Origin of the sequence: Mesorhizobium sp. M0587 (assembly GCF_040320945.1) — a bacterium.
GTDB lineage: Bacteria > Pseudomonadota > Alphaproteobacteria > Rhizobiales > Rhizobiaceae > Mesorhizobium.
This window is the reverse complement of record NZ_JAMYQP010000021.1, coordinates 1-22,356: the sequence shown is the minus strand read 5'-3', so window position 1 is coordinate 22,356 and position 22,356 is coordinate 1. Positions and strand designations below refer to the sequence as shown.

The following is a 22,356-nucleotide window of genomic DNA, read 5'->3' as shown; positions in this document are numbered from 1 at the left end:
ACCGGCGGCTTCGATCACGCTCGCTTGGCGGCCGCGTCCTGCTCGTCGAAATACCGCAACAGGTTCATGCCACCGCGCACGATGTCGCGTTCGATCGCCTTACGCGCCACCTTCTTGTTGCGGGTCCGGAACGCTTCGATCAGCGTCTCGTGCTCCTCCGCGCCGATGTAATCGTTCTCGGCCTGCAGATAATACACGTTAAGGATAGGGCCCATCGAGACCCACAGGCTTTCGATCTGGGCGATCAGCATATCCATCTTGGACAGGCGGTAGACGCCGAAGTGGAATTCACGATTGGCGCGACGGGCGCGGTCAGCATCGCCGGACGTTTCGCCGGCCACGAAATCGCGATGGATCTCGACCAGTTTTGCAATGTCCTTCTCCGAAACATGCTCAACGGCGAGTTCGGCCGCTAGTCCCTCGAGCGCGATGCGAATGAGCCGGACCTGCCAGTAACGCGACCGGGTCAGCTCTGGAACGGTGATGAACCGCCCTGACCGCAGTTCCAGCGCCTGCTCGCTGACGAGCCTGAAACAGGCCTCGCGCACAGGCGTGACGCTGGTGCCCAGCCGTTGCGCCAGATCCTGCATCAACAGTCTTTCGCCGGGCCGGAAATTGCCGGCGATCAGGGCTTCGCGCAGCGAGATATAAGTTCTCGCCGACAGACTGCCTTGCTCGATTGGCTGCATCGTGCTCATGGTCCACCGCTGCAATCTTGGCCGCACCGAATCGACAACGGATAGTGCGAGACGCTCTTATATCCTATAAGTCCGTTGCGAAACATGGCTAGGAGCTGGCGGGTTTCCCAGCGGAGAGCTTGCGCAGGATTGTCTCGATGATATCCAGCGATTTCTCGACTGTCGCCCGGTCATGGCTCCCTGACAGGTAGAGACGCTTGAGCGGAAGCGGCTGGCCGATCAGCCGGTTCGCCACCATCTCTCTGCGGAATGCAAGATCGAAAACATCGTCGTTGCCCAGCAAGTCCTGGTAGTCGCGGTAAGGACCGCTGAGAAAATAGATCAGCCAGACCGAGCCAAACCCGGCGCTCTGCGCGGGCAGGCCGAGGCGAGTTATTATTCCGTCCAACTCCGTCCGCATGAAAGCGCCAAGGGCGAAGAGGCGGTCATAGAAGCCTGGTTTCGACAGCTCCTCGATCGTCGCCTGCATGGCGGCGAGCGTCGACGGCGTGCCGTTGAAAGTACCGCCCATGAACACGGATCCTTCCCCGGTCCGGCCGACGAGCTCCAGGAGATCGCGACGACCGGCCACCACGCCAACGGGATAGCCTGAGGAGGCCGCCTTGCCGAAGGTCGCGAGATCAGGCGTGACGTCGGCGATCGACTGATAGCCGCCGAGCGCGTGGCGAAAGCCGGTGATGACCTCGTCGAAGATCAGCACGACACCATGATCGCTGGTCAGGCGACGCAGGTCGCGCAGGAAAGCATCCGTCGCAATCACCGACCCCATATTGTGAGCGATTGGCTCGATGATGATCGCCGCGACATCGCCTGGATTGGCCTTGAGATAATCCTCGACGGCGCCGGCATCGTTGTATGGCAGCACGATGGTGTGACGGGCGGCATCCTCGAGGATCCCGGCGCTGATGGGATCGTACTTGCCGATCGCCTGCGCGTGCGACTGTACGTTCATGGCGACATAGTCGTGCCAGCCATGATATCCGCCTTGGAATTTGATGATGCGCTTGCGACCGGTGGCGGCACGGGCAAGGCGGAGGGCGTGATAGGTCGCCTCCGATCCCGAATTGCAGAAGGCGACGAGATCCGCGCAAGGGATGCAGTCGACCAGCGCCTCCGCCACCTCGATCTCCAGGAGCATCGTTCCCGCTCCGACAAGATCGACGTCCTGGGAGACCGCAGCGATGCGTTCACGCACCGCCGGATGACAGTGGCCAAGCACATTGGCGCCGAAGCCGCAATGGAAGTCGGTGTACTGCTGTCCCTCGACGTCGTAGAGAAACGCACCCTGCGCCCGGGCAAAGACATGCGGCGCGCCGAGCCTGCGGCTCGGGCTGAGCAATCCACCCGGCATCACCGCACCGGCGCGCTCGATGAGTCGGGCGGTGTTATTCTGATCGGTCATCGCAATGTCCGTGCATGGCTATGGTTGTCCGCCGGCTCAGCCGAGGGCTTCGCGGACGGTGGCCTCGATCCCCGCCGCGTCCAGCCGGTAGTGCTTGTAGAGATGCGTTGGCGGCGCGATCAGGCTGTATTCGTCGCGGATGCCATGGCGTATCAAACGTGCCGGGCTGCCCGCCTCCGCCAGGATTTCCGCCACCGCGCCGCCCAGACCGCCCAGGATGTTGTGTTCTTCGATCGTCAGAACGAAGCGGGAGTGGGCGGCGGCCGCGAGCACAGCCTTGGTATCCAGCGGCTTGATCGTATGCATGTCGATCAGCCCGACGGATTTGCCCGCCGCGCGCAGCGCGCGGTAAGCCTCGCGTGAGGGATGGACCATCGAGCCGCAGGCGATGATGGTCAGGTCCGATCCTTCGCCGTGAACGATCGCCTTGCCGAACTGGAAGTCGACGCCGTCTTCATAGACCACCGGTTCCTGGCCGCGGCCAATGCGGAAGTAGATTGGCTGCGCATGATTGACAGACGCCTTGACGGCGGCCGCCAGTTGCGGGCCATCGGCCGGTGCGACGACCGTGAGGTCGGCAATGCTTCGCATGATGGCAAGGTCTTCCGTCGCATGGTGGGAGGTGCCGTAGAAGCCGAGTGAAATACCGGCATGATGACCGATCAGCCGCACCGGCAGCGCCGAATAGGCGACGTCGGTTCTGATCTGTTCGCAGCACAGCAGCGCCAGGAAAGAAGCGAATGTTGCGACGAACGGCATGGCGCCGGTGCTGGCCATGCCGGCAGCAGCCGAAACCATGTTCTGCTCGGAAATGCCAAATTGCGTGAAGCGCTCGGGAAAGCGTTGCGCGAACCGCACCAGCCCGTTGGAATATTGAAGGTCGGCCGTGCCGGCCACGACCGGATAACCGTCTTCGACCAGATCAATGAGCGCGTTGGCCAGGTAACTCAGGCCAGGCGCGCGCGCGTTGATCTGGCGGTACTGCCAGGAGTTGGTATCGATCGGGCCGTTCATTGTGTTTTGCCTCCACGCTTGATCTCTTCGGCGGCCAAGGCCTCGTCCGATGGCGCGAGATAGCCCAGATGCCAGCCGGGTTCGGTTTCCATGTAACCAACGCCCTTGCCTTTGGAGGTCTTGGCAATGATGCAGACGGGCCGGGTGCGGTCTGCCTCGGCCTTCAACTGTCGCAGCAGCGTCGCGAGAGCGACGACGTCGTGCCCATCGACCTCGTGCACCTGCCAGCCGAACGCCGCCCATTTGTCGGCCAACGGTTCGATGCCGATGATGTCGTCGACCTGCCCGTCGAGCTGGTATCCGTTGCGGTCGACGATGGCGATCAGATTGCCGGCCTTATGGTGGGCGGCGGAGAGCGCCGCTTCCCAGACCTGGCCCTCCTGCATCTCGCCGTCACCGAGCAGGACATAGACATCGAAGCGCCGGTTGGCCGCACGGCCGCCAAGCACCATGCCGAGGCCGCCGGACAGGGCATGGCCGATCGAGCCGGAGCTGAAATCGACGCCGGGCACCTTGCGCATGTCGGGATGATCGCCAAGCGGATTGCCGAGCCGGGTATAGCCATCGAGGACGTCCTTGGAGAAGAAGCCCCAGTCGACCAGCAGCGGATAAAGGCCGACCGCGGCGTGCCCTTTGCCCATAAGGAAGCGGTCGCGGTCCGGCCATTGCGGCTCGCCGCGCCTCAGCCGCATCGCATCGTAGTAGAGCGTGGCGAATATTTCCGCGCAGGAGAACACCGACGAATAGTGGCCCACCTTGGCGATCTGGATGAGGCGCAGCGTCTCGAGCCGGACGAACTCTGCCCTGTCGCGCAACAGGGCGATCCGCTCCGCGTCGGGTGGCAGGGTGTTGTTTGAAGGAGTGGGTGCGTTGGCCATTGGACGTCACTCTCGGGATCATTTTTTCTCGACAACTTATAAGTTATAAGATATTCCTCGCCGAAGCAACCGCCTATCTGGTCGCAAGGAGAATTTTGATGAACAACGAATCGCGCGTGCTGGACATGGCCAGGCACTTTCATTCCCAAACGGATCCACGCCTGCATGAGGATCATGGTCCGTTGACGATCGTGGCCGGCGAAGGCGCGACCGTCACGGATGACGCGGGCAACCGCTATATCGAGGGCATGGGCGGACTCTGGTGCGCCTCGCTTGGCTTCAGCGACAGCCGGCTGGCTGTCGCTGCTGACCGCCAGATGCGCAAGCTCGCCGTCTACCACACCTTCAACCACCGCTCGAACGAGCCCACCGTCGAACTCGTCGAGCAGCTTACCGCGTTGGCGCCGTTCGACCACGCGCGCGTCTTTCTGGTCGGCTCCGGTTCGGAAGCCAATGATACGATGATCAAGCTCGCCTGGTATTACCAGGCCGCGCGGGGACGTCCGGAGAAACGCAAGATCATCAGCAGGTTTGGCGCCTTCCACGGCAGTACGATCATGGGCGCGGCGCTGAGTGGGCTGCCGCACATGCACAAGTCCTTCAACCTGCCGCCGCTTCCCGTCATATTCGCCGCGCGGCCGTTCCACTATCTCGACGGTCTGCCGGGCGAGGCGGAGCATGACTACGCCACGCGCCTGGCCCAGGAACTCGAGGCCCTGATCCTGGCGGAGGGGCCAGAGACGATTGCCGCGATGATCGCAGAGCCAGTCATGGGCGCCGGCGGCGTGCTGGTACCGCCGGAGAATTATTTTCCAAAGGTTCAGGCGGTGCTGCGCAAATACGACATCCTGATGCTGTCCGACGAGGTGGTCTGCGGTTTCGGACGCACCGGAAATTGGTTCGGCAGCCAGACTTTTGGCATGGAACCGGACATGCTGTCGGTCGCCAAGGGGCTTTCATCCGGTCATCTGCCCATTGGCGGCGTCATTATCTCCGACAAGGTCTACCAGTGCGTCGCCGACGAGGCCCACAAGGTCGGCGTGTTCGGCCACGGTTTCACCTATTCCGGCCATCCGGTGACAGCCGCCGTCGCCGCCGAGGCGATCAGGATCTACCGCGAGATCGATCTCGTGAGCCAGGCGCGCCGTCTCGGCGATTATCTGCATGCAGCGCTCGCGGACGCGCTCAACGACCATACACTGGTCGGCGAGGTCCGCGGCCGCGGTTTTATAGCGGGGATCCAGATCGTCGAGGATCGCGCCACCCGTCGCGCCTTTGCGCCGGAGCTGCGAATTGGCACCGATGTCGAGCGGCGGTGCCGCGAGCACGGAGTCATGATCCGCAACATGGGCGACGTGCTGGCAATCTGCCCGCCCTACGTCATCGCCCCTAAAGAGATCGATTACATGGTTGATGGCATTCGCGCGGCTCTTGATGAGACCGCGGCGGCCCATGCGCGGACTGACCAGTCGGCATGAACCCGCCCGGCGAGGCGGCGAGACGTCGCTGGAGGGGCCGGCCGCGCGAAAGGCGCTTGGGCAAGCGCGAGCCGCAGCCAGCATACAGGATCCTGATTGTCTTATCCGAACGGAGGCCAGACCATGCTTCAGAAAACCAGCCATTTCATGCGCCAGGCCAATCTCATCAACGGCGAGTGGGTGCAGGCCGACAGCGGACTGACGGTCGACGTCAACAACCCGGCCACCGGTCTCAAGATCGGCACCGTGCCGAAGTCGGGCAGGGCCGAGACCCGCCGCGCCATTGAAGCCGCCGCGGAAGCTTTCAAGACCTGGCGCAAGACGACCGCGCTCGAGCGCTCGAAGCTGCTGCGGAAGCTGCATGACGCGATGATGGACAATCAGGACGTGTTGGCCGAACTGCTGACCATCGAACAGGGCAAGTCGCTGTTCGAATCGAAGGGCGAGATTGGCTCTGCCGCGGCCTACATATTGTGGTTCGCCGAGGAAGGTCGCCGCACCTATGGCGATGTCGTGCCTTCGCCATGGGCGGACCGCCGCATCCTGGTGACCAAGGAGCCGGTCGGCGTCATCGCCGCCATCACGCCGTGGAATTTCCCGTCCTCGATGCTGGCCCGCAAGCTCGGCCCGGCGCTCGCCGCCGGCTGCACCGCAGTGGTCAAGCCGGCCTCGCAGACGCCATATTCGGGCCTCGCCTGGGGTGCGCTCGCAGAGGAGGTCGGCTTCCCCAAGGGCGTCGTCAACATCCTGACCGGTTCGGCAAGCGAGATCGGCGACGAGATCTGCGCCAATCCGCTGGTGTCGAAGATCACCTTCACCGGATCGACCGAAGTCGGCAAGCTTCTCATCCAGAAGTCGTCGGTCACCGTCAAGAAAGTGTCGATGGAACTCGGCGGCAACGCGCCGTTCCTGGTCTTCGATGACGCCGACCTCGAGCGTGCGGTCGCTGGTGCGATCACCGCCAAGTATCGCAATTCCGGCCAGACCTGCGTCTGCACCAACCGCTTCCTTGTCCAGGCTGGTGTCTATGACAAGTTCGTCGAGAAGCTCGCTGCCGCCAGCAACGGGCTGAAGGTCGGCTCCGGCCTCGAGGACGGCGTGCAGCAGGGGCCGCTGATCGACGAGAAGGCGGTCGAGAAGGTCGAGGAACTGATCGCCGACGCCACATCCAAGGGCGGCAAGATCGTCGCCGGCGGCAAGCGCCATGCGCTCGGCGGTTCGTTCTTCCAGCCGACCGTCATTGCCAATGCGACGCCCAAGATGCGCTTCATGAAGGAAGAGATATTTGGCCCGGTCGCACCGGTGTTCAAGTTCGAGACCGAAGAGGAAGCCATAGCACTCGCCAACGACACCGAATTCGGCCTCGCCTGCTATTTCTACACAGGTGATCTCGGCCGCGCCTTCCGCGTCATGGAAGGGCTGAAATACGGCATGGTCGGCGTCAATGAAGGCCTCATCACCACGCCGGAGGCGCCGTTCGGCGGCGTCAAGGAATCCGGCCTCGGCAAGGAAGGCGGACATCAGGGCATCGAGGATTACCTCGACACCAAATATGTCTGCATCGGCGGCCTCGGCTCTAGTGCGCCGGCTTTTCCCGCGTCTCAGAACGCGGAATGACGAACCCGCGGGTGATCCGGTGAAAATCTTTCCGGTTCCGAGGAGAAGTGACCTAAGATCGTGAGCGCCCTATGCTCTTACGTTTCCGGAAAAAGCTTCGGAAACAGCGCGTCCAGAGCGTCCGCCGGAAAGCGTAGGGACACTGGGCCCTTTGGCGTTTCCGACGCCAATAGTCCGAGCGCGATTACGTCATTGAACACTCGACGCGCCGTACGTTCGGGTAGTCCGCTAATACGGGATGCCTCGCCGCGGTCAAACTCACCGCGCGTGAGCGCTTCCTCCACGAGGCGGCCGGCTTCGGGCTTCAGACCACTGCGCTCCACATGCCGATACAGCCGCTTGGCCAACGTGTCGAGATCGAACAGTCCGGTCATGAAGCTCACCTGATCGATACACGCCTGCAGGAACCATAAGGTAAAATCGCCGAGTGCGCGTTCGGAGAGGTTGCCACGTCCGTCGAGATCACCCTGGCGGGGCATATCGGCATGATCCATCATGCTCTTGTAATCCGTTCGGCTTTTCACGCCACGTGCCAAGCCTCGTGAGATCGACCACAGCCCGTGCGCGGCGACCCCGGCCTGAGGGCCATGGCGTGGCTCATCAATCGGCTGACGCGTCCGTTGCCGTCCGGAAACGGGTGAATGTAGTTGAAGCGGTGATGCGCGGCAGGAATGGTCAGGATGCGTCCGGCCTTGCCCAGCTTATCGAAGCGATAACGCATGGCAAAGTATTGCATGAAATCGTTGACGCGATCGCTCGAAGGCGGTTCATGCCGGCCGATGGCGACGTCATGCTCTGGCTTCGACGCCACTCACCTGGCGCCATGACGAACTCACGGCCGGCACCCTTGATGGTCAGCATGGGCGCTTCGGCATCGCGATAGAATTCCGCGTGCAGCCATCGAAGAAAACCTACCGATGCCGGTTCCGGCAACTGCCCATCGGCAGCCAGGCGGTCGATCTCGGCTTGCACGCGAACGTGCGCGGCCGCCTCGAGCTGCAGATTGCGGCGGTTCTCGTCTCGATCGAAATTCCGACCAGCGCCCGTTCGATGTCGCGCGGGCGCGTATCGTGGCCTTCGATCAGGTTGCTGTAGTAGGTGTTCATGATGCGCACGAGATGGGCGAGGTTGGCTGCGGTACGCGAGTGCAGGCTTTTGCCCAAAACAGCCGACGTCGCCAGGCTTGGACACAAATCGATGCTGCCGATGATGATCATGGCCGATGTTCGGCAGGCCTATCGTACTGACAACTATGCACAAACCGTAATTGGGGGAGCCATCTGGCCGATGCTTTGGCCGATCTATGACGATCGGCCGGACTCAGACAGGTTCGAGGTGGAAAACAGGCAGCTTTAAACATGGTTCTGCCTCGGCCAGCGCAAGATTCGCCTGGAGCTTCGCTTATGCTGTGTGAGCTTGTTCTCTCGCGCCCGAATTCCCCATGGATGGCCCAAAAGCAGGCGATCCATTTGTCATTTTTAAGTGCGTCGGACTGCCAGTTGATCGCGTTCTGACCCGACTGGGAGTTCAAGTTTGACCTGAAACTGACCGGGTGCTGGATGGCAGGCTTCATCCCCACCGGTCTGATATGAAAAAACGTCCGGCCCCGAAGGCTAGGCTGCAATCTCGTATGGCTTCTATGCGCCGTTCTCTTGGAGCGTGTTGCGGGCTTGGTCTGCCCAACCTCGGAGCTCAACGCTTCACGGCGTTAGGATGAGCGTTCGAAGCGCAGGATTACTGCCGACACTGCTCTTCTTGTTCGCATTGGGCAGTTCCCGTTGGAAGCTTCCATCTTGCCGACTGCTGAGTTTGGAGTCGCCGTAGCTGTGAAATCGAAAAGAAGCCCATAGGCAACGTTTGCCGCGACGCTACTGAGAGCTGGTCACCGGGAGAGCCGAAGGTAGAACGAAGTTGTCTCGTTGAGCTTGTATGTGGCGCCAGCATAGAAGGCCCAGTTCCCACCCCAAGGCTTATACAAACGCCCACCGTTAGCGCCGATCGCGTTCATGGCCTCGTCCTTTTGGCAGAGATCACCACGGTCGCTAGCTGGCGAGCAAAGTCCGTCCCAGCGCTGCATTATCTCGTCGGATCCGGCAAGCTGGCAGAATTTCCCAGGCGGAGCTGACGGGGAGGGATGGTGGGAACAAAACGGTGCGCGTGAGGTCTCGGCGGGAACAGCCAAGACATCTAAGCGGAACGGACTGGCATAACGCAAAGACACAGGCGAGCTCAGCGGCAAGGTGATTTGTTATCATCATGGGACGCCTGCCGCGTCAAACGGTGGTGTCGTGGGTCGAGACGGCGAGGGCAGCGGTCGCCATGCGCCCCGACCGGCTTGCCAGCGCTGCCCGCGCTGAACAGCATGCGGCTGTCGCCGTGACGCTGGTTGCCGCCGGCTACCGGGAGATCGGGCTCGACCTTTTCGCCTTGCCGCACGACGAGCTCGCGCTGGCACAGGAAACCGGTCGCCTGCGACGTAACTCGTTGGGCTACTCTGCCGATACCTGCAGAACCCTGATCGGTTTCGGCGCGTCGGCTATCGGCCGCACCGGCCAGGGATACGTTCAAAACGAAGTTACACGGGATTCCTACATCCAGCACATCGCAGCTGGCCGACTGGCTACATCGAAGGGCCATCGCCTCACAGACGACGACCGCGTGCGAGCCGCAATTTTCGAGCGATTAATGTGCGATTTCGAGGCTGACGTGCCGGCAATCTGTGTCGCCCACGAATCTGATCCGATCCGTCTTCGCGGTTCACAGGAGCGTTTGGCGATGCTGGCCAAGGACGGAATAGTGGACTTCGAAAACGGTTTTGTCCGCGTACGGCGGGAGCATCGCTTTGGGATTCGCGCTGTCGCTGCCGCATTCGATGCTTTTAGGGATGGCCTTACGTATCCCGCAGGTGAGGGCAAGCAGACACACGGAAGCTAACACAGGGGGTATCTTTTGCCGGAGAGAACGAGCTGCCATCGTGCGGTGCCCGGTTAGTAGTGAAGCGCAGTAAAATGTCGACATAGGCGTTGGTGAACTGGACCGAACGACGAGAACAGCCTATCCAGTGTGTTGTCGGCAGTTAGTTCGAAAGTCCTGCTACACCCGATCCGATGCCTCTCAACGCCGAGGCCGCACCTCCGTGCCGAAGCCGGCCTTCCCAATGGTGGGTCGAGCCGTCGCTTACCCCGTGCTTGCCTCACAGATCCGCGACCGAGAACCCAGCCTCATGCTCCCGCCCTGCCGGGGCCTAGGTCAATCTAGCATGAAAGGAACACGTCGGAACCTTGGATATCGCTTGCCCGGCCGGGCGGCGATAGCCTTGTCGGGGCAGCGAGGAGCCGTAGCCGATGATGAACGCACAGGAGAAGTCTGGCGTGAATGGGGCGATGATTGTCAAGCTTTGCTCTCGAGTCATTTCGTCAACCATCTTGCGTGACCGATTGGCGACCATCTCCTCGTCCCGACCTTATATTACCCGTCGCCTGTGGCCGCCAGCGCGCAGTGACTTGTCAAGGATGGAGGCCCGCAGACCTCATCGCGCGGCGACTTGTCCTTGACGGTCACGAGCACGGCGGCAGGTTTGCCGTGGTCGGGGAGCCTTCCTTGAGCGGAAGCCGACGACAGTGTTCGAGGGGAACTCGCCATGAGCCGGGTGCGCAGAGATCGTCCGACGCTCTTGTATTTGCCGGATCCCAGCCGGCTCCGCCTCCGACTGCCTCGGTAGCTCGGTATCCTGAGCGCGTCGGCGGCATCATGCCATTATCATCCTACGAATTGCATGCTCCATCGTCCTGGACGAGACCGGTTTGGCTAGCCAAAGGACGAAGGTCTGATTACCAGATGTGATCGGCATGGGGTCGCTTCCACCAACGACGATGATGGGCACCGTCATCAGGGTGGTACGTACGGCTTCGGGCTGTCCTGGCCCGAGGAAAGTCGCTTTATCGAAAATTAGGAGGTCGGCTGCCTTCCCGCTCTCGATCCAGTCGCAAAGACTCTCGAAGGTCGCGAAGCCGACCGGCTTATAACCCAGCGCGGCGATCTTATCCTTGTAGATCTCCAACGCTGCTGGATCGGGGTCAACGACTGCAATGATTTCTCCGTTGCCAAGTGATCCATCGCATGGGCCGAAAGCGCTATCAGCTCTGACCTGCTCCTCAGCGCAGGCCGGTAAGTAGAGATCGAAGCGTGTACCTCGGCCAACAGCCGAGGTGACGTCAAGGCATCCTGCGAGCGCGCTCACATGGCGGTCCACTGCAGCAAGACCCAGTCCGGTCCCGCCGACGCGAGAGCGCGTGGTAAAAAAGGGCTCAAAGATATGCGGAAGCACCGAACTTGCGATTCCTTGGCCATCGTCGCTGATGGAGAGGAGAACGTAATCTCCCGGTTTCAAGGTGCCCTTAGCCACGGGCTTCGTTTGACAGACGTGAGCGCGAGAAACGCTAATCTCGACACGGCCCTGATTCAAGAGAGCCTCCGACGCGTTCTTGCATAGATTCATAAGGATCTGCTGTATCTCGGTCGGGCTGCCCTCGATCACCGTTTGCCACTCGTTGATCTTGAAGTTCAACTGAACATCCGCACGAAGTGTAACCCGCAGCAATGGCGCGAGATCCATTACACTCTCCGAGACGTCGAAAGGCATCGTCACGCGCTTCCGATTTCGGCTTAGTGACAAAATTTGATCAATAATCAGTTTGGCTCGGTTGCTGGCCAAGATAATTTGGCCGATGTGGCCCCGAATTCTCGAGGGGCGACGCACAAGACCTTTAGCCATCTCTGCGTAGCCGACTATTGCTCCTAGAACATTATTGAATTCATGTGTAACGCCGCTTGCGATTGTGCCGACAGCCGTCAGCCTTTCCGCATGCTCCCATCGACTCTCAAAAAGGTTACGTTCCGTGTGTACACGTTGCATTTCAAGATGGTTGCCTAAACGCACAGTAGCGCTCGCCAGAACCAGGAGGTCGTCTGTGGAGGGTGGTGAGCGATCTCCTTCAAAAACAAGGATACAAACCGCAGCCTGCTGATCGGAGGCCCTGCAACCAACAATTTGACAAACACCGGTAGTGCCTACGGCAGTCCGAACCACTTCCGACGCCGGAACGACGCGAAACACTGGCTGTTCCGGGTGTACAAGTGAGACGACTTCATGGATTAGCGTGGCGTTCCAGACGCGCATGCGCTTGTTCGCGACAAAGTACTCGGTATTCCTGCTGATACTCGGATCCACCAGAGCAAGCGCGCATTGATCGGCATCGAAAACGCATTGAATGAGTCTAAGCGCTGCTTCGGTGGAGAAGCGCCGCGAAGCCTTCGTTGCTTGACTGTCGATGAAACAAGCTTCGATCTCACTCATCGCCGCTTCAAGCTCTAACCGCCTTTCCAACCGGTTCGTCCGCACATGCAGCGTGGAGGCTCGAATGGTCGCAAACAAGCAGAGGCATATGGACACCAAGCCAAAGAAAAGTCGTGTACGCTGCGCTTGCGCGCTGGCGAAGCTGTAGGCTTTCAGATGTTCTCGCTCCAATTCGGCAGCCTTGGCGAACGTGTCGAAGGATGGGATCCGATTGACAGCGCGGTCCAACCTCAACATTGAGGACAGGATAGCGCGGCCCTCGCGGGCAACATCCTCCGTGACTTGGTCCTGGCTAGGAGGAAGTCGGCGGAGAGACTGATCGATTTGTAATGCGAGGCTGAATCCCGGTCTGGCCGAAAATTGAAGGATCAGATTGGAAAATTCAGGCCTGTTCGACACTCCCCCCCGAAGGCGATTAGCCGAGCGAGCAAAGCGTACGAGAGAGCTTTGCAGAAGCTCATTTTGCGCGGCCGAGGCCGAGATGGCAGCTTCTGTGTTTCCGAGGGAATTTTTGAGCTGTGCAACCAACCTGGAGTGCACCCCGGAGCTCTCATTGGGCGAAATCTCAACAAGGCGTTGGTAGTTTTGAAGGTTCCTTTTTAATGCTTGCCCGGTAGAAGCAACGGAACGGAAGTCCAATACCATGTCGGCGCGGGCGACGTCTCGCTGGAGCAATGCGTAGTTGATCTGAATCGTCCGCAGTTCGCTTAGGACCGCCTCGTTGATCTGGGGGTCTTGCCACTGTATCGCGACCAAGAGCGCGACCGAGGCCACTAGGGCCATTACAGAAGCTTTGTCGGTACTGAGCCATTTTTCCCAAACGAACGGCGTTTGATCCGCGGTGCGTGCCTTGCGAAGATCCGATTTGAATTCTAGCTCCCCATCGCGTCGGTGTGCGGCCGGATGCTGCTGGAACAGGAAAGCCAAGTGTACCTCTCCCCTCAAATAGGCGGTGTAGACGCCGTTGCACTCTGCCCCCATGGCCCGCTGACCTTCCATTGATTCGCGGGCGTTTCGACCTCGACGGCGAGGCGGCAGCACAAGGCGGGCAACTGATCGCAGTTTTCGGAACTGGTCTTCCGAGAGATCATCGAAGGGGCATACAAGCGCACGCCTGCAGCAGCCGAGGATGATACCGGCCGGTCAAACGCAACTGGCGAGGGCCGGATCTGCTGTTGGCTGGCAGCTAACACTGGCGGGGCGGCGGCCTCGACTCCGGCGTGCCTAGAGCCGGCTGCTGCGAAAGCGTCCGACACGCTTCCCTTGGGGTCATCCCGTCCAGCGGGCATCCTTGGATCGCTGAAAAAAGACGAGGCGGCTTGATGATCCTGCCCTCGCTGAAGCACCTCGCGAAACCCTTGTTCCAGTCGCAGAAGCTCCTCTGGACCGGTAGGCGGCTCGTCAGCTCGACCATCGAACAGCGGCCGGAGCGCCTCGGACACGTGCTGCTCAAAGCCCACTCGCCGGGCCTGGACCGCTTGCCCGTCTTCCAAGCCGGCGTCCTGCACCTGCGACAAAGCTGTTACACGGGATGGATTACTATTTCGCGGGTTCATACTAGCCTCACATCAAACTGTATCGTCAAAGTCCTGCGCCAATTCACACAGCGGGTCATCGAGTTGAGATTCTGCGGAGAGCGCCTCCTCTGCTCCCGTCAAGGGCGCCGGCTCCGGGAGGGCGCCTGTCTGGCTTTCAAAGATGCGTTTCAGAATGCGATCCGAAAAATATCGCACCTTCCTCAATTTTAATGGTGGCGGACCTTGATGAGAACGATTTCGTACTCGTCATTGAGCAGCCGCACCTGTTCGGGACGCAACAGCGGTGCACCTTGATGTGAATTCTGAACGTTCCAATCGAACGTTCGCGCCTGGCTGTAGGAAATCGATTGGGCTTGAAATGTGAATCCACCGATAGCTTTGGAAATGTAGTTCGGAGTCTCGTCATCTACCTCGATGTTCCTAGAAGCGCGCCGGCAGCCCGGGCGGGGGGCTTGGGGTTAGACTGCCAGCGCACGGCACTCATAAAGAGCGGCCTCTTTTCGCGGTTCGGACACCCATAGTCAACCCGGCAACGTCTGGATGCCCGCTGTGCTTTTTGCAGAGCGGCGATGCCGGGCATATCGGCCGATCCTGTCTAGGATGGTGTGGCCACTCTCGTCGGCCGAGTTGATGCTCCAGCCAGTATCGCCTTGCCGACCAGCATGAGTTCGCCGTTAGCAATCCATCGTTGCGGGCGTTCCAGTCACGGCCTTCCATTCGGCGGTGGCTTGCAAGCGATGAACATGTATGGCGAGAGCAGAACGTTTGGGGCGGGGGACGAAGAGGTTGCGGAGGGCTGACAAGGTCGAGACGAAGCGTTGCAGGCCTCCCGGCGATCGGACCCCTGCATCATCCGCTCCCGTTTTCGCGGCGGCACATGGGAATTCTCCGCTCTGTTGTTCAATCCCTTGTGCGACCGGTGCTCGACGTCCGGCATCATCTGTCGCTTTGCCGCTCCATACGAGCGAAGCTAGTCGGTGATCATGCGCTTCGGCGCGAGCCCCTGCTTCTTCCACAGCCGCGTCAGCAAGCGCAACCTCTCGCAGGGTGCGCTCTCAGAGTTCGTTCCTGCGCAGCGGCCTTGTTATCTCGATACTGGATAAGCGTCTACGAACCTACGCGCCGCATAACGAGCTTTGTTGCGCTGGTCGGTTGCGAAGGGTGGCTCTATGCATCGCAGTGGCGGACGCGAAATCCTCACCATCCTTCTGCATCGCGCTATTTGGCTTGCCGAAAACCCAATTTCGCCGGCACGCTGCCGCTGAATACGATGATCATCTCGCATTCTTGCTATGGAGACTGTCGTCCTTCCTGGGCACGCGGCTGACGGCGACGAAAGCGGGTTTATTCATGCAACACCCCTTTTTGGCAGGCAAGCTGGTGGACTTCGGGATGTCGGGGGCGAATATAGCGAAGACTCCCGCCGCTCGCTGATGCATTCTGGACGCAACCGCATCGAGCCGATGTGTTCGAGACGCTTCGCGGCTGCAGTCGCCGAACGATGGCGTGGTTATGCGACCTGTTCGGCATGGCTACCCCCGTCCAGTCAGGCGTTCACGAAGGTGTTTGTCGAGAGTTCGTGGAGAAAGTCCGCCACTTATCGTTGGCGAGGGCTTTGCTCCGGAGTGGCGATCGGTGCGCTGATCGACAGGCAGGCTCTGGCCAAAATCGAATCCCATGCCGTCGCGAAAGGCCGCAGAATTCGATGCGGGGGCAAACGCATCGCGCGAATGGCACGTCGAACTATCGGTCCTGTCTCCAGCGAGATGACCATCGCGCAAGAAAGAGACATTCGGGCGGCTGGCGGCTGTGATTGCTTCGACGATGCGGATAGGTCGTGCATGAGGCCAACGACACGATCTACGGCCTTCCCCCACATTTGTGCCTCAAACGGAAGCGTGTTTGGCGTGTCGCCGAGGCCTTGGAATATGGCATAGTGGTATGAACACGGGACGCATGTCGTCGGAAGCCGCGCCTTTCGGCCGAGTGAAGCAGTCCGGCATCGGGCGGGAGGGTTCCCGCCATTGCCTCGAGGACTACCTCGAAATGAAATACCTCTGCACGGGCGGCATCTGAAGCATGGGCTTGCAGGGCTCGCAGACCGGTAAACAGCGAGCCATCTCCAAATATGTGAATTGTCGATTGCTCCTCGACGGGAGCTGAGGGGCGGCTCCGCAAGCCTTACGACGCTCTTTGCGAGCCGTAGCTGCCGAGCTGGCAAAAGGCCGGGCTACGTCGCGCCAGCGCAATCGGCGCGCAGAAAATTAGGCCTACCCGCTCCGGGACCGCGGACCTCGTCAGCTTCTCGTAAGTATGCCCGAGTAGGTTGCTCAGCTGATCTGTGGACGTGAGGCTAGCGTGAACCGGCACAAATTTGACCTATCCAATGTAACAGGTTGGCGGCAGGTGCAGCCCCCGGCATCTCAAGAGCAAGCGGCACAGGCCGGGCAAGAGGGCTTTGAGCAGCGCTCGGGCGAGGCGCGCCAAGCCGCTGCCCAAATTCCCGCCCCCGGCGTTCCGGCTCTGCCAGACCCGTTCCATCCTCATCCGTCTCAGGGAGACCTGAGCCTCATCGAAGGCGCGGCCCCATGGGAAGCGCAGCCCATGATGCAAGGGAGCGGACAAGAACACGCCGCGGCGCCGTACGCCGGAGGCAGTGGGTCGATGCTAGGTGCCTCGGTGCTGCAGCCGGGTCACTCAACGGCGCGCCATCATCATGCGCCGGATTCGTCAGTGGGTGATCTGAATCCTTCCGCACCGTTCGAGTTGCGTGACCATGCTCGTTCCGCCGTGCCGGCGGCGGTGCAGCCAGATCCTCCAATAGTGGTCTCCGACGGTCGCGGCTGCAAGCGTCCTCTTTATTCCAACGATGCGACCGTTGTCGAAGGGCTGAGGTCACTCTACGCGGGTAAGGCCAAGGAAGACACGGTCAAGCGCCATGTAAATTCTCTTTATGGCTTTGGTCGTTGGCTCTTTAAAAATAACAAGCCGGGATTTGCTGCTCGGCTTCACGAGGAGTCGCTGGATGAAGATCTCAAGGAGTACGAGAGCAGTGGTGGCTCCTCGACTGTGGCTGTGGCACTGCGTCGTCTCAGAGAGTCGGCGGGCGGAGTGCCAATGGTGGGCCGCGCTGTCCTGAATCCCGACCCTGCCGACGCCGTGCTCATCAAAGAGTACAAAGCGGCTCTCATCAAAGAGTACAAGGGAGCGCCTGCGACCGGGCCGAATCGCCAAACCATTCACGACTATGGAGCTACTCTTAGACGTTTCAGTGAATACCTGCATAAAAACAAAAAGCCGGGGATTGCGGCTCGGCTTCACGAGGAGTCGCTGGATGAAGATGCCAAGCGCTATAAGGACTCCAGTGGTGACCGGAGGATCATTGCACTAGCTCAACTCCGGAAGTTCCTGCCGTCCGCCGCACTCGGGCGCGAAATTGCCCTTGCTGCTCGTCCGGAAGACGCAGTCGGCATGGAGGCTCGTGCCATTGGGGACGCCGCTGCGCAGCACAGCGGGCCGCAGAAGGCATTGGGTCGGCCAGAGAAGCTCCCTGGGGAAGCTAATGAAGACGCCGCTGTTCTGCCATCGTCTTCCGTACCAACTGGGCACCATCACCAAGCCTCGGATCCCGCAGAGTCCTTTCGTCCCCTGATCTGGCGCGACGGCGACCAGCGCGCGCCGGACGAGCGGATCGCTGCACAGGACAGGAGCAACCTGCTACCAAGCGAGGAGGTGCCACTGAGGCCACCGGAATTCGCTCCGCCCAGCTTGCGGGCGGGGAATTCCGCCTCGCCAGAGCTCTTTCCTGAGGGGATGTCCCCCGCGGTCGAAGGGTTTTTTGGTGTTTTCGGCGACCCCAGCGGGCGGGTGCTCGGCGCATTGCAATTGCTAGGCGACGAACATATCCAGAGGGATTACCAGCTCCTGGAGCAGGAGTTGCAGGGGAACAATCCAGAACTCGCCGCCCGGACGCGGTTCGTGGATCCCCTCGTAGCCAATTATCATCTGCGCTTGGGCTCCGAGAGCGACAAGCTAAGCGCATTCCAGCGCATCGTCCATAATCAGAACGGTAACGACACAGCCGACTTCCTGTTCGTGCCAGTGAGCGATGGCGGTAAGACTCTTGCGGAGCGCGGCAAACATTGGTCGCTGCTGTTCGTTGATCGCAGCGACCGGGAACGGCCGGTTGCCTATCATTATGACTCCGTCAGCGGATGGCATGACAAGCTTGCAAAACACCTCGCAGAAAGGCTGGGCGCCAACCTGGAGACCCGCGTGGACTTACCCCGCATCGCCCAGCAGAGCAACGAGTGGGATTGCGGAGTCTACGTGGTGGACGGCACGCGGGCGCTGGTTGGGCGATTGCAAAGATGGCAGCCAGACCAGCCAGACCTGCCAGACCTGAACCTCAACAACCTCGTCGTCAATCGGCAGGCACTACAAACCCGACTCATGGGTGACGATACATCTGGAACGGCAAATTATCTCACGAACTTTGAACTCATGGACCGACAGGCGCGAGACGCGGTTAAGGAAAGCCCCGTTGGGACGTTTCACCAGCGGATCAAGCGGCTCGGCCAGTCAGCGCGAGCGTTGCACGACAGAGCCCTGGCTCCAGTCGCGCCGGACCAAGGCAACCCAGACTCGGTGTTCGTACGGGACGTTGTTCCCGGGGAAACACGCCATCATCATGCGCCGGATTCGTCAGTGGTTGATCTGAATCCCCCCGCACCGTTCGAGTTGCGTGACCATGCTCGTTCTATGCCGGCGGCGGTGCAGCCAGATCCTCCAGTAGTGGTCTCCGGTCGCGACAAGCGTCCTCTTTATTCCAACGATGCGACCGTTGTCGAAGGGCTGCGGTCAGCACTCTATGCCGGTAAGGTCGGGGAGCGCACGGTCACGGACCATGTAAATTCTCTTCTCGGCTTTGGTCGTTGGCTCTTTGATAATAACAAGCCGGGATTTGCTGCTCGGCTTGACGATCCGTTGCTGGATCAGGATCTCAAGGAGTACCAGCGCGAGAGTGGCTCCTCGAACGTGGCTAGAGCACTGGGTCGTCTCAAAGAGTCGGCGGCCGGAGCGCCAATGGTGGGCCGCGCTGCCCTGAATCCCGACCCTGTCGACGCCGAGCTCATCAGAGATTACAAAGCGGCTCTCATCAAAAAGTACGAGGCAGAGCCTGCGACCGGGCCGAATCCCAAAACCACTCAGGACTATGCGGCTACTCTTAGACGTTTCAGTCAATACCTGCATGAAAACAACAGGCCGGGGATTGCGGCTCGGCTTTACGAGGGGTCGCTGGATGAAGATGCCAGGCGTTATTTGGACTCCAGTGGTAACCGGTGGATCAGTGCACTAGCTCATCTCCGGAAGTTCCCGCCGTACGCCGCACTCGGGCGCGAAATTGCCCTTGCTGCTCGTCCGGAAGACGCAGTCGGCATGGAGGCTCGTGCCATTGGGGACGCCGCTGCGCAGCACAGCGGGCCGCAGAAGGCATTGGGTCGGCCAGAGAAGCTCCCTGGGAAAGCTAAGCAGCTGAGCGAGATCGGCAATTCAGGCGCTCGCGTGCTGATGCAGGCCCCCACCCATCAAGTGGGTGCATTGCCATGGGAGGCGCAGCCCATGATGCTGGGGGACGAGCACCTGGCACCGCATACCGGAGGCAGTGGGTCGATGCTGGGTGCCTCGGTGCTGCAGCCGGGTCACTCAACGGCGCGCGATTCGTCAGTGGTTGATCTGAATCCCCCCGCACCGTTCGAGTTGCGTGACCATGCTCGTTCTGTGCCGGCGGCGCCTGCCGGGCCAGCGTTCGCCAGGGCTGAGGAGACGCCCTCCGCGGTTGGCGAGGCCGCGGTGGCCGAAAGGTGGGCTCGGTTGCAAAAGCAAATGGACGAACCAGTGCATGATCCCGGCCCTCAAGTGGATACATCGCCATGGGAGGCGCAACTCATGGTGCAAGGGAGCGGACAAGAACACGCCGCGGCGCCCTACGCCGGAGACAGTGGGTCGAGGCTAGGTGCCTCGGTGCTGCAGCCGGGTCACTCAACGGCGCGCCATCATGATGCGCCGGATTCGTCAGTGGTTGATCTGAATCCCCCCGCACCGTCCGAGTTGCGTGACCATGCTCGTTCTGTGCCGCCGGCGGTGCAGCCAGATCCTCCAATAGGGGTCTCCGGTCGCGACAAGGGTCCTCTCTATTCCAACGATGCGACCATTGTCGAAGGGCTGAGGTCAGCATTGGAGAGCACGGTCAAGCGCCATGTAAATTCTCTTCTCGGCTTTGGTCGTTGGCTCTTTGATAATAACAGGCCGGGATTTGCTGCTCGGCTTCACGAGGAGTCGCTGGATCCGGATCTCAAGGAGTACGAGAGCAAGAGTGGCTCCTCGGACGTGGCTAGAGCAGTGGGTCATCTCAAGACGTGGGCGGGCGGAGCGCCAGTGCTGGACCGCGCCGCTGTCCTGAATAATCCCGACCCTGCCGACGCCGCGCTCATCAGAGATTACACAGCGGCTCCCATCAAAGAGTACAAGGCAGCGCCGACCGGGCCGAATCCCGCTACCATTCAGACCTATGGATCTGCTCCTAGACGTTTCAGTGAATACCTGGTTGAAAACAAAAAGCCGGGGATTGCGGCTCGGCTTCACGAGGGGTCGCTGGATGAAGATGCCAAGCGCTATAACAACTCCGGTGGGATCAGTGCACTAGCTCATCTCCGGAAGTCCGAACTCGGGCGCGAGCTCCCTGGGAAAGCTAATGAAGACGACGCTGTTCTGCCATTGTCTTTCGTGCCAACTGGGCCCCATCACCAAGCCTCGGATCCCGCAGGGTCCTTTCGTCCCCTGATCTACGGCGACCAGGGCGCGCCGGACGAGCGGATCGCTGCACAGGACAGGAGCAACCAGCTATCAAGCGAGGAGGTCCTCATCAACCGTGAGCATGATACAGCGGAGTTGAGACCAGCGAAGAGGCAAAGGCCCCTGAACAGTCGTCTGCAGGACGTTGCCACTGAGCCGCAGCTGAGCGAGATCGGCAATTCAGGCGCTCGCGTGCTGATGCAGGCCCCCACCCATCAAGTGGGTGCATTGCCATGGGAAGCGCAGCCCATGATGCAAGGGAGCGGACAAGAACACGCCGCGGCGCCGTATGCCGGAGGCAGTGGGTCGATGCTGGGTGCCTCGGTGCTGCAGCCGGGTCACTCAACGGCGCGCCATCATCATGCGCCGGATTCGTCAGTGGTTGATCTGAATCCCCCCGCACCGTCCGAGTTGCGTGACCATGCTCGTTCTGTGCCGGCGGCGGTGCAGCCAGATCCTCCAATAGGGGTCTCCGGTCGCGACAAGGGTCCCCTCTATTCCAACGATGCGACCGTTGTCGAAGGGCTGAGGTCAGCACTCTATGCCGGTAAGGTCAAGGAGAGCACGGTCAAGCGCCATGTAAATTCTCTTCTCGGCTTTGGTCGTTGGCTCTTTGATAATAACAGGCCGGGATTTGCTGCTCGGCTTGACGAATCGTCGCTGGATCAGGATCGCAAGGAGTACGAGAGCAGGGGTGGCCCCTCGGAGTACGAGAGCAGGGGTGGCCCCTCGATCGTGGCTAGAGCACTGGGTCGTCTCAAGACGTTGGCGGGCGGAGCGCCAGTGGTCGACCGCCCTGTCCGGAATCCCTACCCTGCCGACGCCGCGCTCATCAGAGATTACACAGCGGCTCTCATCAAAGAGTACAAAGAAGCGCCTGCGACCGGGCCGAATCGCGGTACCATTCAGGTCTATGGATCTACTCTTATACGTTTCAGTGAATACCTGCATGAAAACAAAAAGCCGGGGATTGCGGATCGGCTTCACGAGGGGTCGCTGGATGAAGATGCCAAGCGCTATGTGAACTCCGGTGGTAACCGGAGGATCAGTGCACTAGCTCATCTCCGGAAGTTCGCACCCGGGCGCGAAATTGCCCTTGCTGCTCGTCCGGAAGACGCAGTCGGCATGGAGGCTCGTGCCATTGGGGACGCCGCTGCGCAGCGCAGCGGGACGCAGGAGGCATTGGGTCGGCCAGAGAGGCCCCCTGGGAAAGCTAAAGACGGGCGGGTGCTCGGCGCATTGGAATGGCTAGGCGACGAACATATCCAGAGGGATTACCAACTCCTGGAGCAGGAGTTGCAGGGGAACAATCCAGATCTCGCCGCCCGGACGCGGTTCGTGGATCCCCTCGTAGCCAATTATCATCTGCGCTTGGGCTCCGAGAGCGTCATGCTAAGCGCATTCCAGCGCATCGTCCATCAGAACGGTAACGACACAGCCGACTTCCTGTTCGTGCCAGTGAGCGATGGCGGTAAGACTCTTGCGGAGCGCGGCACCCATTGGTCGCTGCTGTTCGTTGA

General features: G+C 60.7%; 12 protein-coding genes and 3 pseudogenes. 5 read left to right on the top strand and 10 right to left on the bottom strand.

Annotation, left to right across the window (positions count from 1 at the left end):
- Positions 1-14: 14 nt before the first annotated feature.
- From NKI49_RS19275 to NKI49_RS19260, 4 genes are all read right to left on the bottom strand, one after another.
- On the bottom strand, positions 15-698 hold the full coding sequence (locus NKI49_RS19275; RefSeq protein WP_023737066.1) for a GntR family transcriptional regulator: 684 nt from the start codon (positions 696-698) through the stop codon (positions 15-17).
- Between the two features lie 88 nt (positions 699-786).
- Positions 787-2,100 (bottom strand): aspartate aminotransferase family protein, encoded by a 1,314-nt coding sequence (locus NKI49_RS19270; protein WP_352606431.1) that lies wholly within the window; start codon positions 2,098-2,100, stop codon positions 787-789.
- 36 nt (positions 2,101-2,136) lie between these two features.
- Positions 2,137-3,114: a transketolase family protein gene (locus tag NKI49_RS19265; RefSeq protein ID WP_352606433.1), complete on the bottom strand. Its 978-nt coding sequence runs from the start codon at positions 3,112-3,114 to the stop codon at positions 2,137-2,139.
- On the bottom strand, positions 3,111-3,992 hold the full coding sequence (locus NKI49_RS19260) for a transketolase (RefSeq protein ID WP_023768618.1): 882 nt from the start codon (positions 3,990-3,992) through the stop codon (positions 3,111-3,113). Before NKI49_RS19260 ends, NKI49_RS19265 begins: the two co-directional genes overlap by 4 nt.
- Positions 3,993-4,090: 98 nt before the next feature.
- Between NKI49_RS19260 and NKI49_RS19255 the strand changes: the two genes are divergently transcribed.
- A complete protein-coding gene (locus tag NKI49_RS19255; RefSeq protein WP_352606435.1) occupies positions 4,091-5,470 on the top strand; it encodes an aminotransferase in 1,380 nt (459 codons plus the stop codon).
- A 123-nt stretch (positions 5,471-5,593) separates the two neighbouring features.
- Complete coding sequence (locus NKI49_RS19250) at positions 5,594-7,087, top strand: NAD-dependent succinate-semialdehyde dehydrogenase (RefSeq protein WP_352606437.1); 1,494 nt, start codon at positions 5,594-5,596, stop codon at positions 7,085-7,087.
- Positions 7,088-7,164: 77 nt separating this feature from the next.
- Here the strand turns inward: NKI49_RS19250 and NKI49_RS19245 are convergent, their stop codons facing one another.
- The 3 genes from NKI49_RS19245 to NKI49_RS19235 all read right to left on the bottom strand — a co-directional run bounded on the left by NKI49_RS19245 (position 7,165) and on the right by NKI49_RS19235 (position 8,304).
- Entirely contained in the window at positions 7,165-7,584 is a 420-nt protein-coding gene (locus tag NKI49_RS19245; protein ID WP_023737287.1) for a Fic family protein, read from the bottom strand.
- A 23-nt stretch (positions 7,585-7,607) separates the two neighbouring features.
- Positions 7,608-7,898 (bottom strand): Fic family protein, encoded by a 291-nt coding sequence (locus NKI49_RS19240; protein ID WP_352606439.1) that lies wholly within the window; start codon positions 7,896-7,898, stop codon positions 7,608-7,610.
- Positions 7,899-7,998: 100 nt separating this feature from the next.
- Positions 7,999-8,304, bottom strand: a complete 306-nt coding sequence (locus NKI49_RS19235) for a hypothetical protein (protein WP_245271846.1) — start codon at positions 8,302-8,304, stop codon at positions 7,999-8,001.
- A gap of 1,027 nt (positions 8,305-9,331) precedes the next feature.
- Here NKI49_RS19235 and NKI49_RS19230 point away from each other — a divergent pair.
- A pseudogene (locus NKI49_RS19230) lies at positions 9,332-10,021 on the top strand (oxygen-independent coproporphyrinogen III oxidase); the annotation flags it as partial.
- A gap of 814 nt (positions 10,022-10,835) precedes the next feature.
- On the opposite strand, the gene NKI49_RS19225 reads toward NKI49_RS19230, so the two are convergent.
- The 3 genes and pseudogenes from NKI49_RS19225 to NKI49_RS19215 all read right to left on the bottom strand — a co-directional run.
- Positions 10,836-13,370: a two-component system VirA-like sensor kinase gene (locus tag NKI49_RS19225; protein WP_352606442.1), complete on the bottom strand. Its 2,535-nt coding sequence runs from the start codon at positions 13,368-13,370 to the stop codon at positions 10,836-10,838.
- 641 nt (positions 13,371-14,011) lie between these two features.
- Positions 14,012-14,388, bottom strand: a pseudogene (locus NKI49_RS19220) (type IV secretory system conjugative DNA transfer family protein); the annotation flags it as partial.
- A gap of 267 nt (positions 14,389-14,655) precedes the next feature.
- Positions 14,656-15,014: pseudogene (locus tag NKI49_RS19215) on the bottom strand (DDE-type integrase/transposase/recombinase); the annotation flags it as partial.
- A gap of 908 nt (positions 15,015-15,922) precedes the next feature.
- Between NKI49_RS19215 and NKI49_RS19210 the strand changes: the two are divergent.
- Together NKI49_RS19210 and NKI49_RS19205 are read left to right on the top strand one after the other, a co-directional pair.
- Positions 15,923-16,057 carry an aldehyde dehydrogenase family protein gene (locus tag NKI49_RS19210; protein WP_023671820.1) on the top strand — a complete coding sequence of 45 codons (135 nt, stop codon included), beginning with the start codon at positions 15,923-15,925 and terminating at the stop codon, positions 16,055-16,057.
- A 726-nt stretch (positions 16,058-16,783) separates the two neighbouring features.
- A partial coding sequence (locus NKI49_RS19205; RefSeq protein ID WP_352695719.1) for a Ulp1 family isopeptidase occupies positions 16,784-22,356 on the top strand: 5,573 nt, incomplete at its 3' end.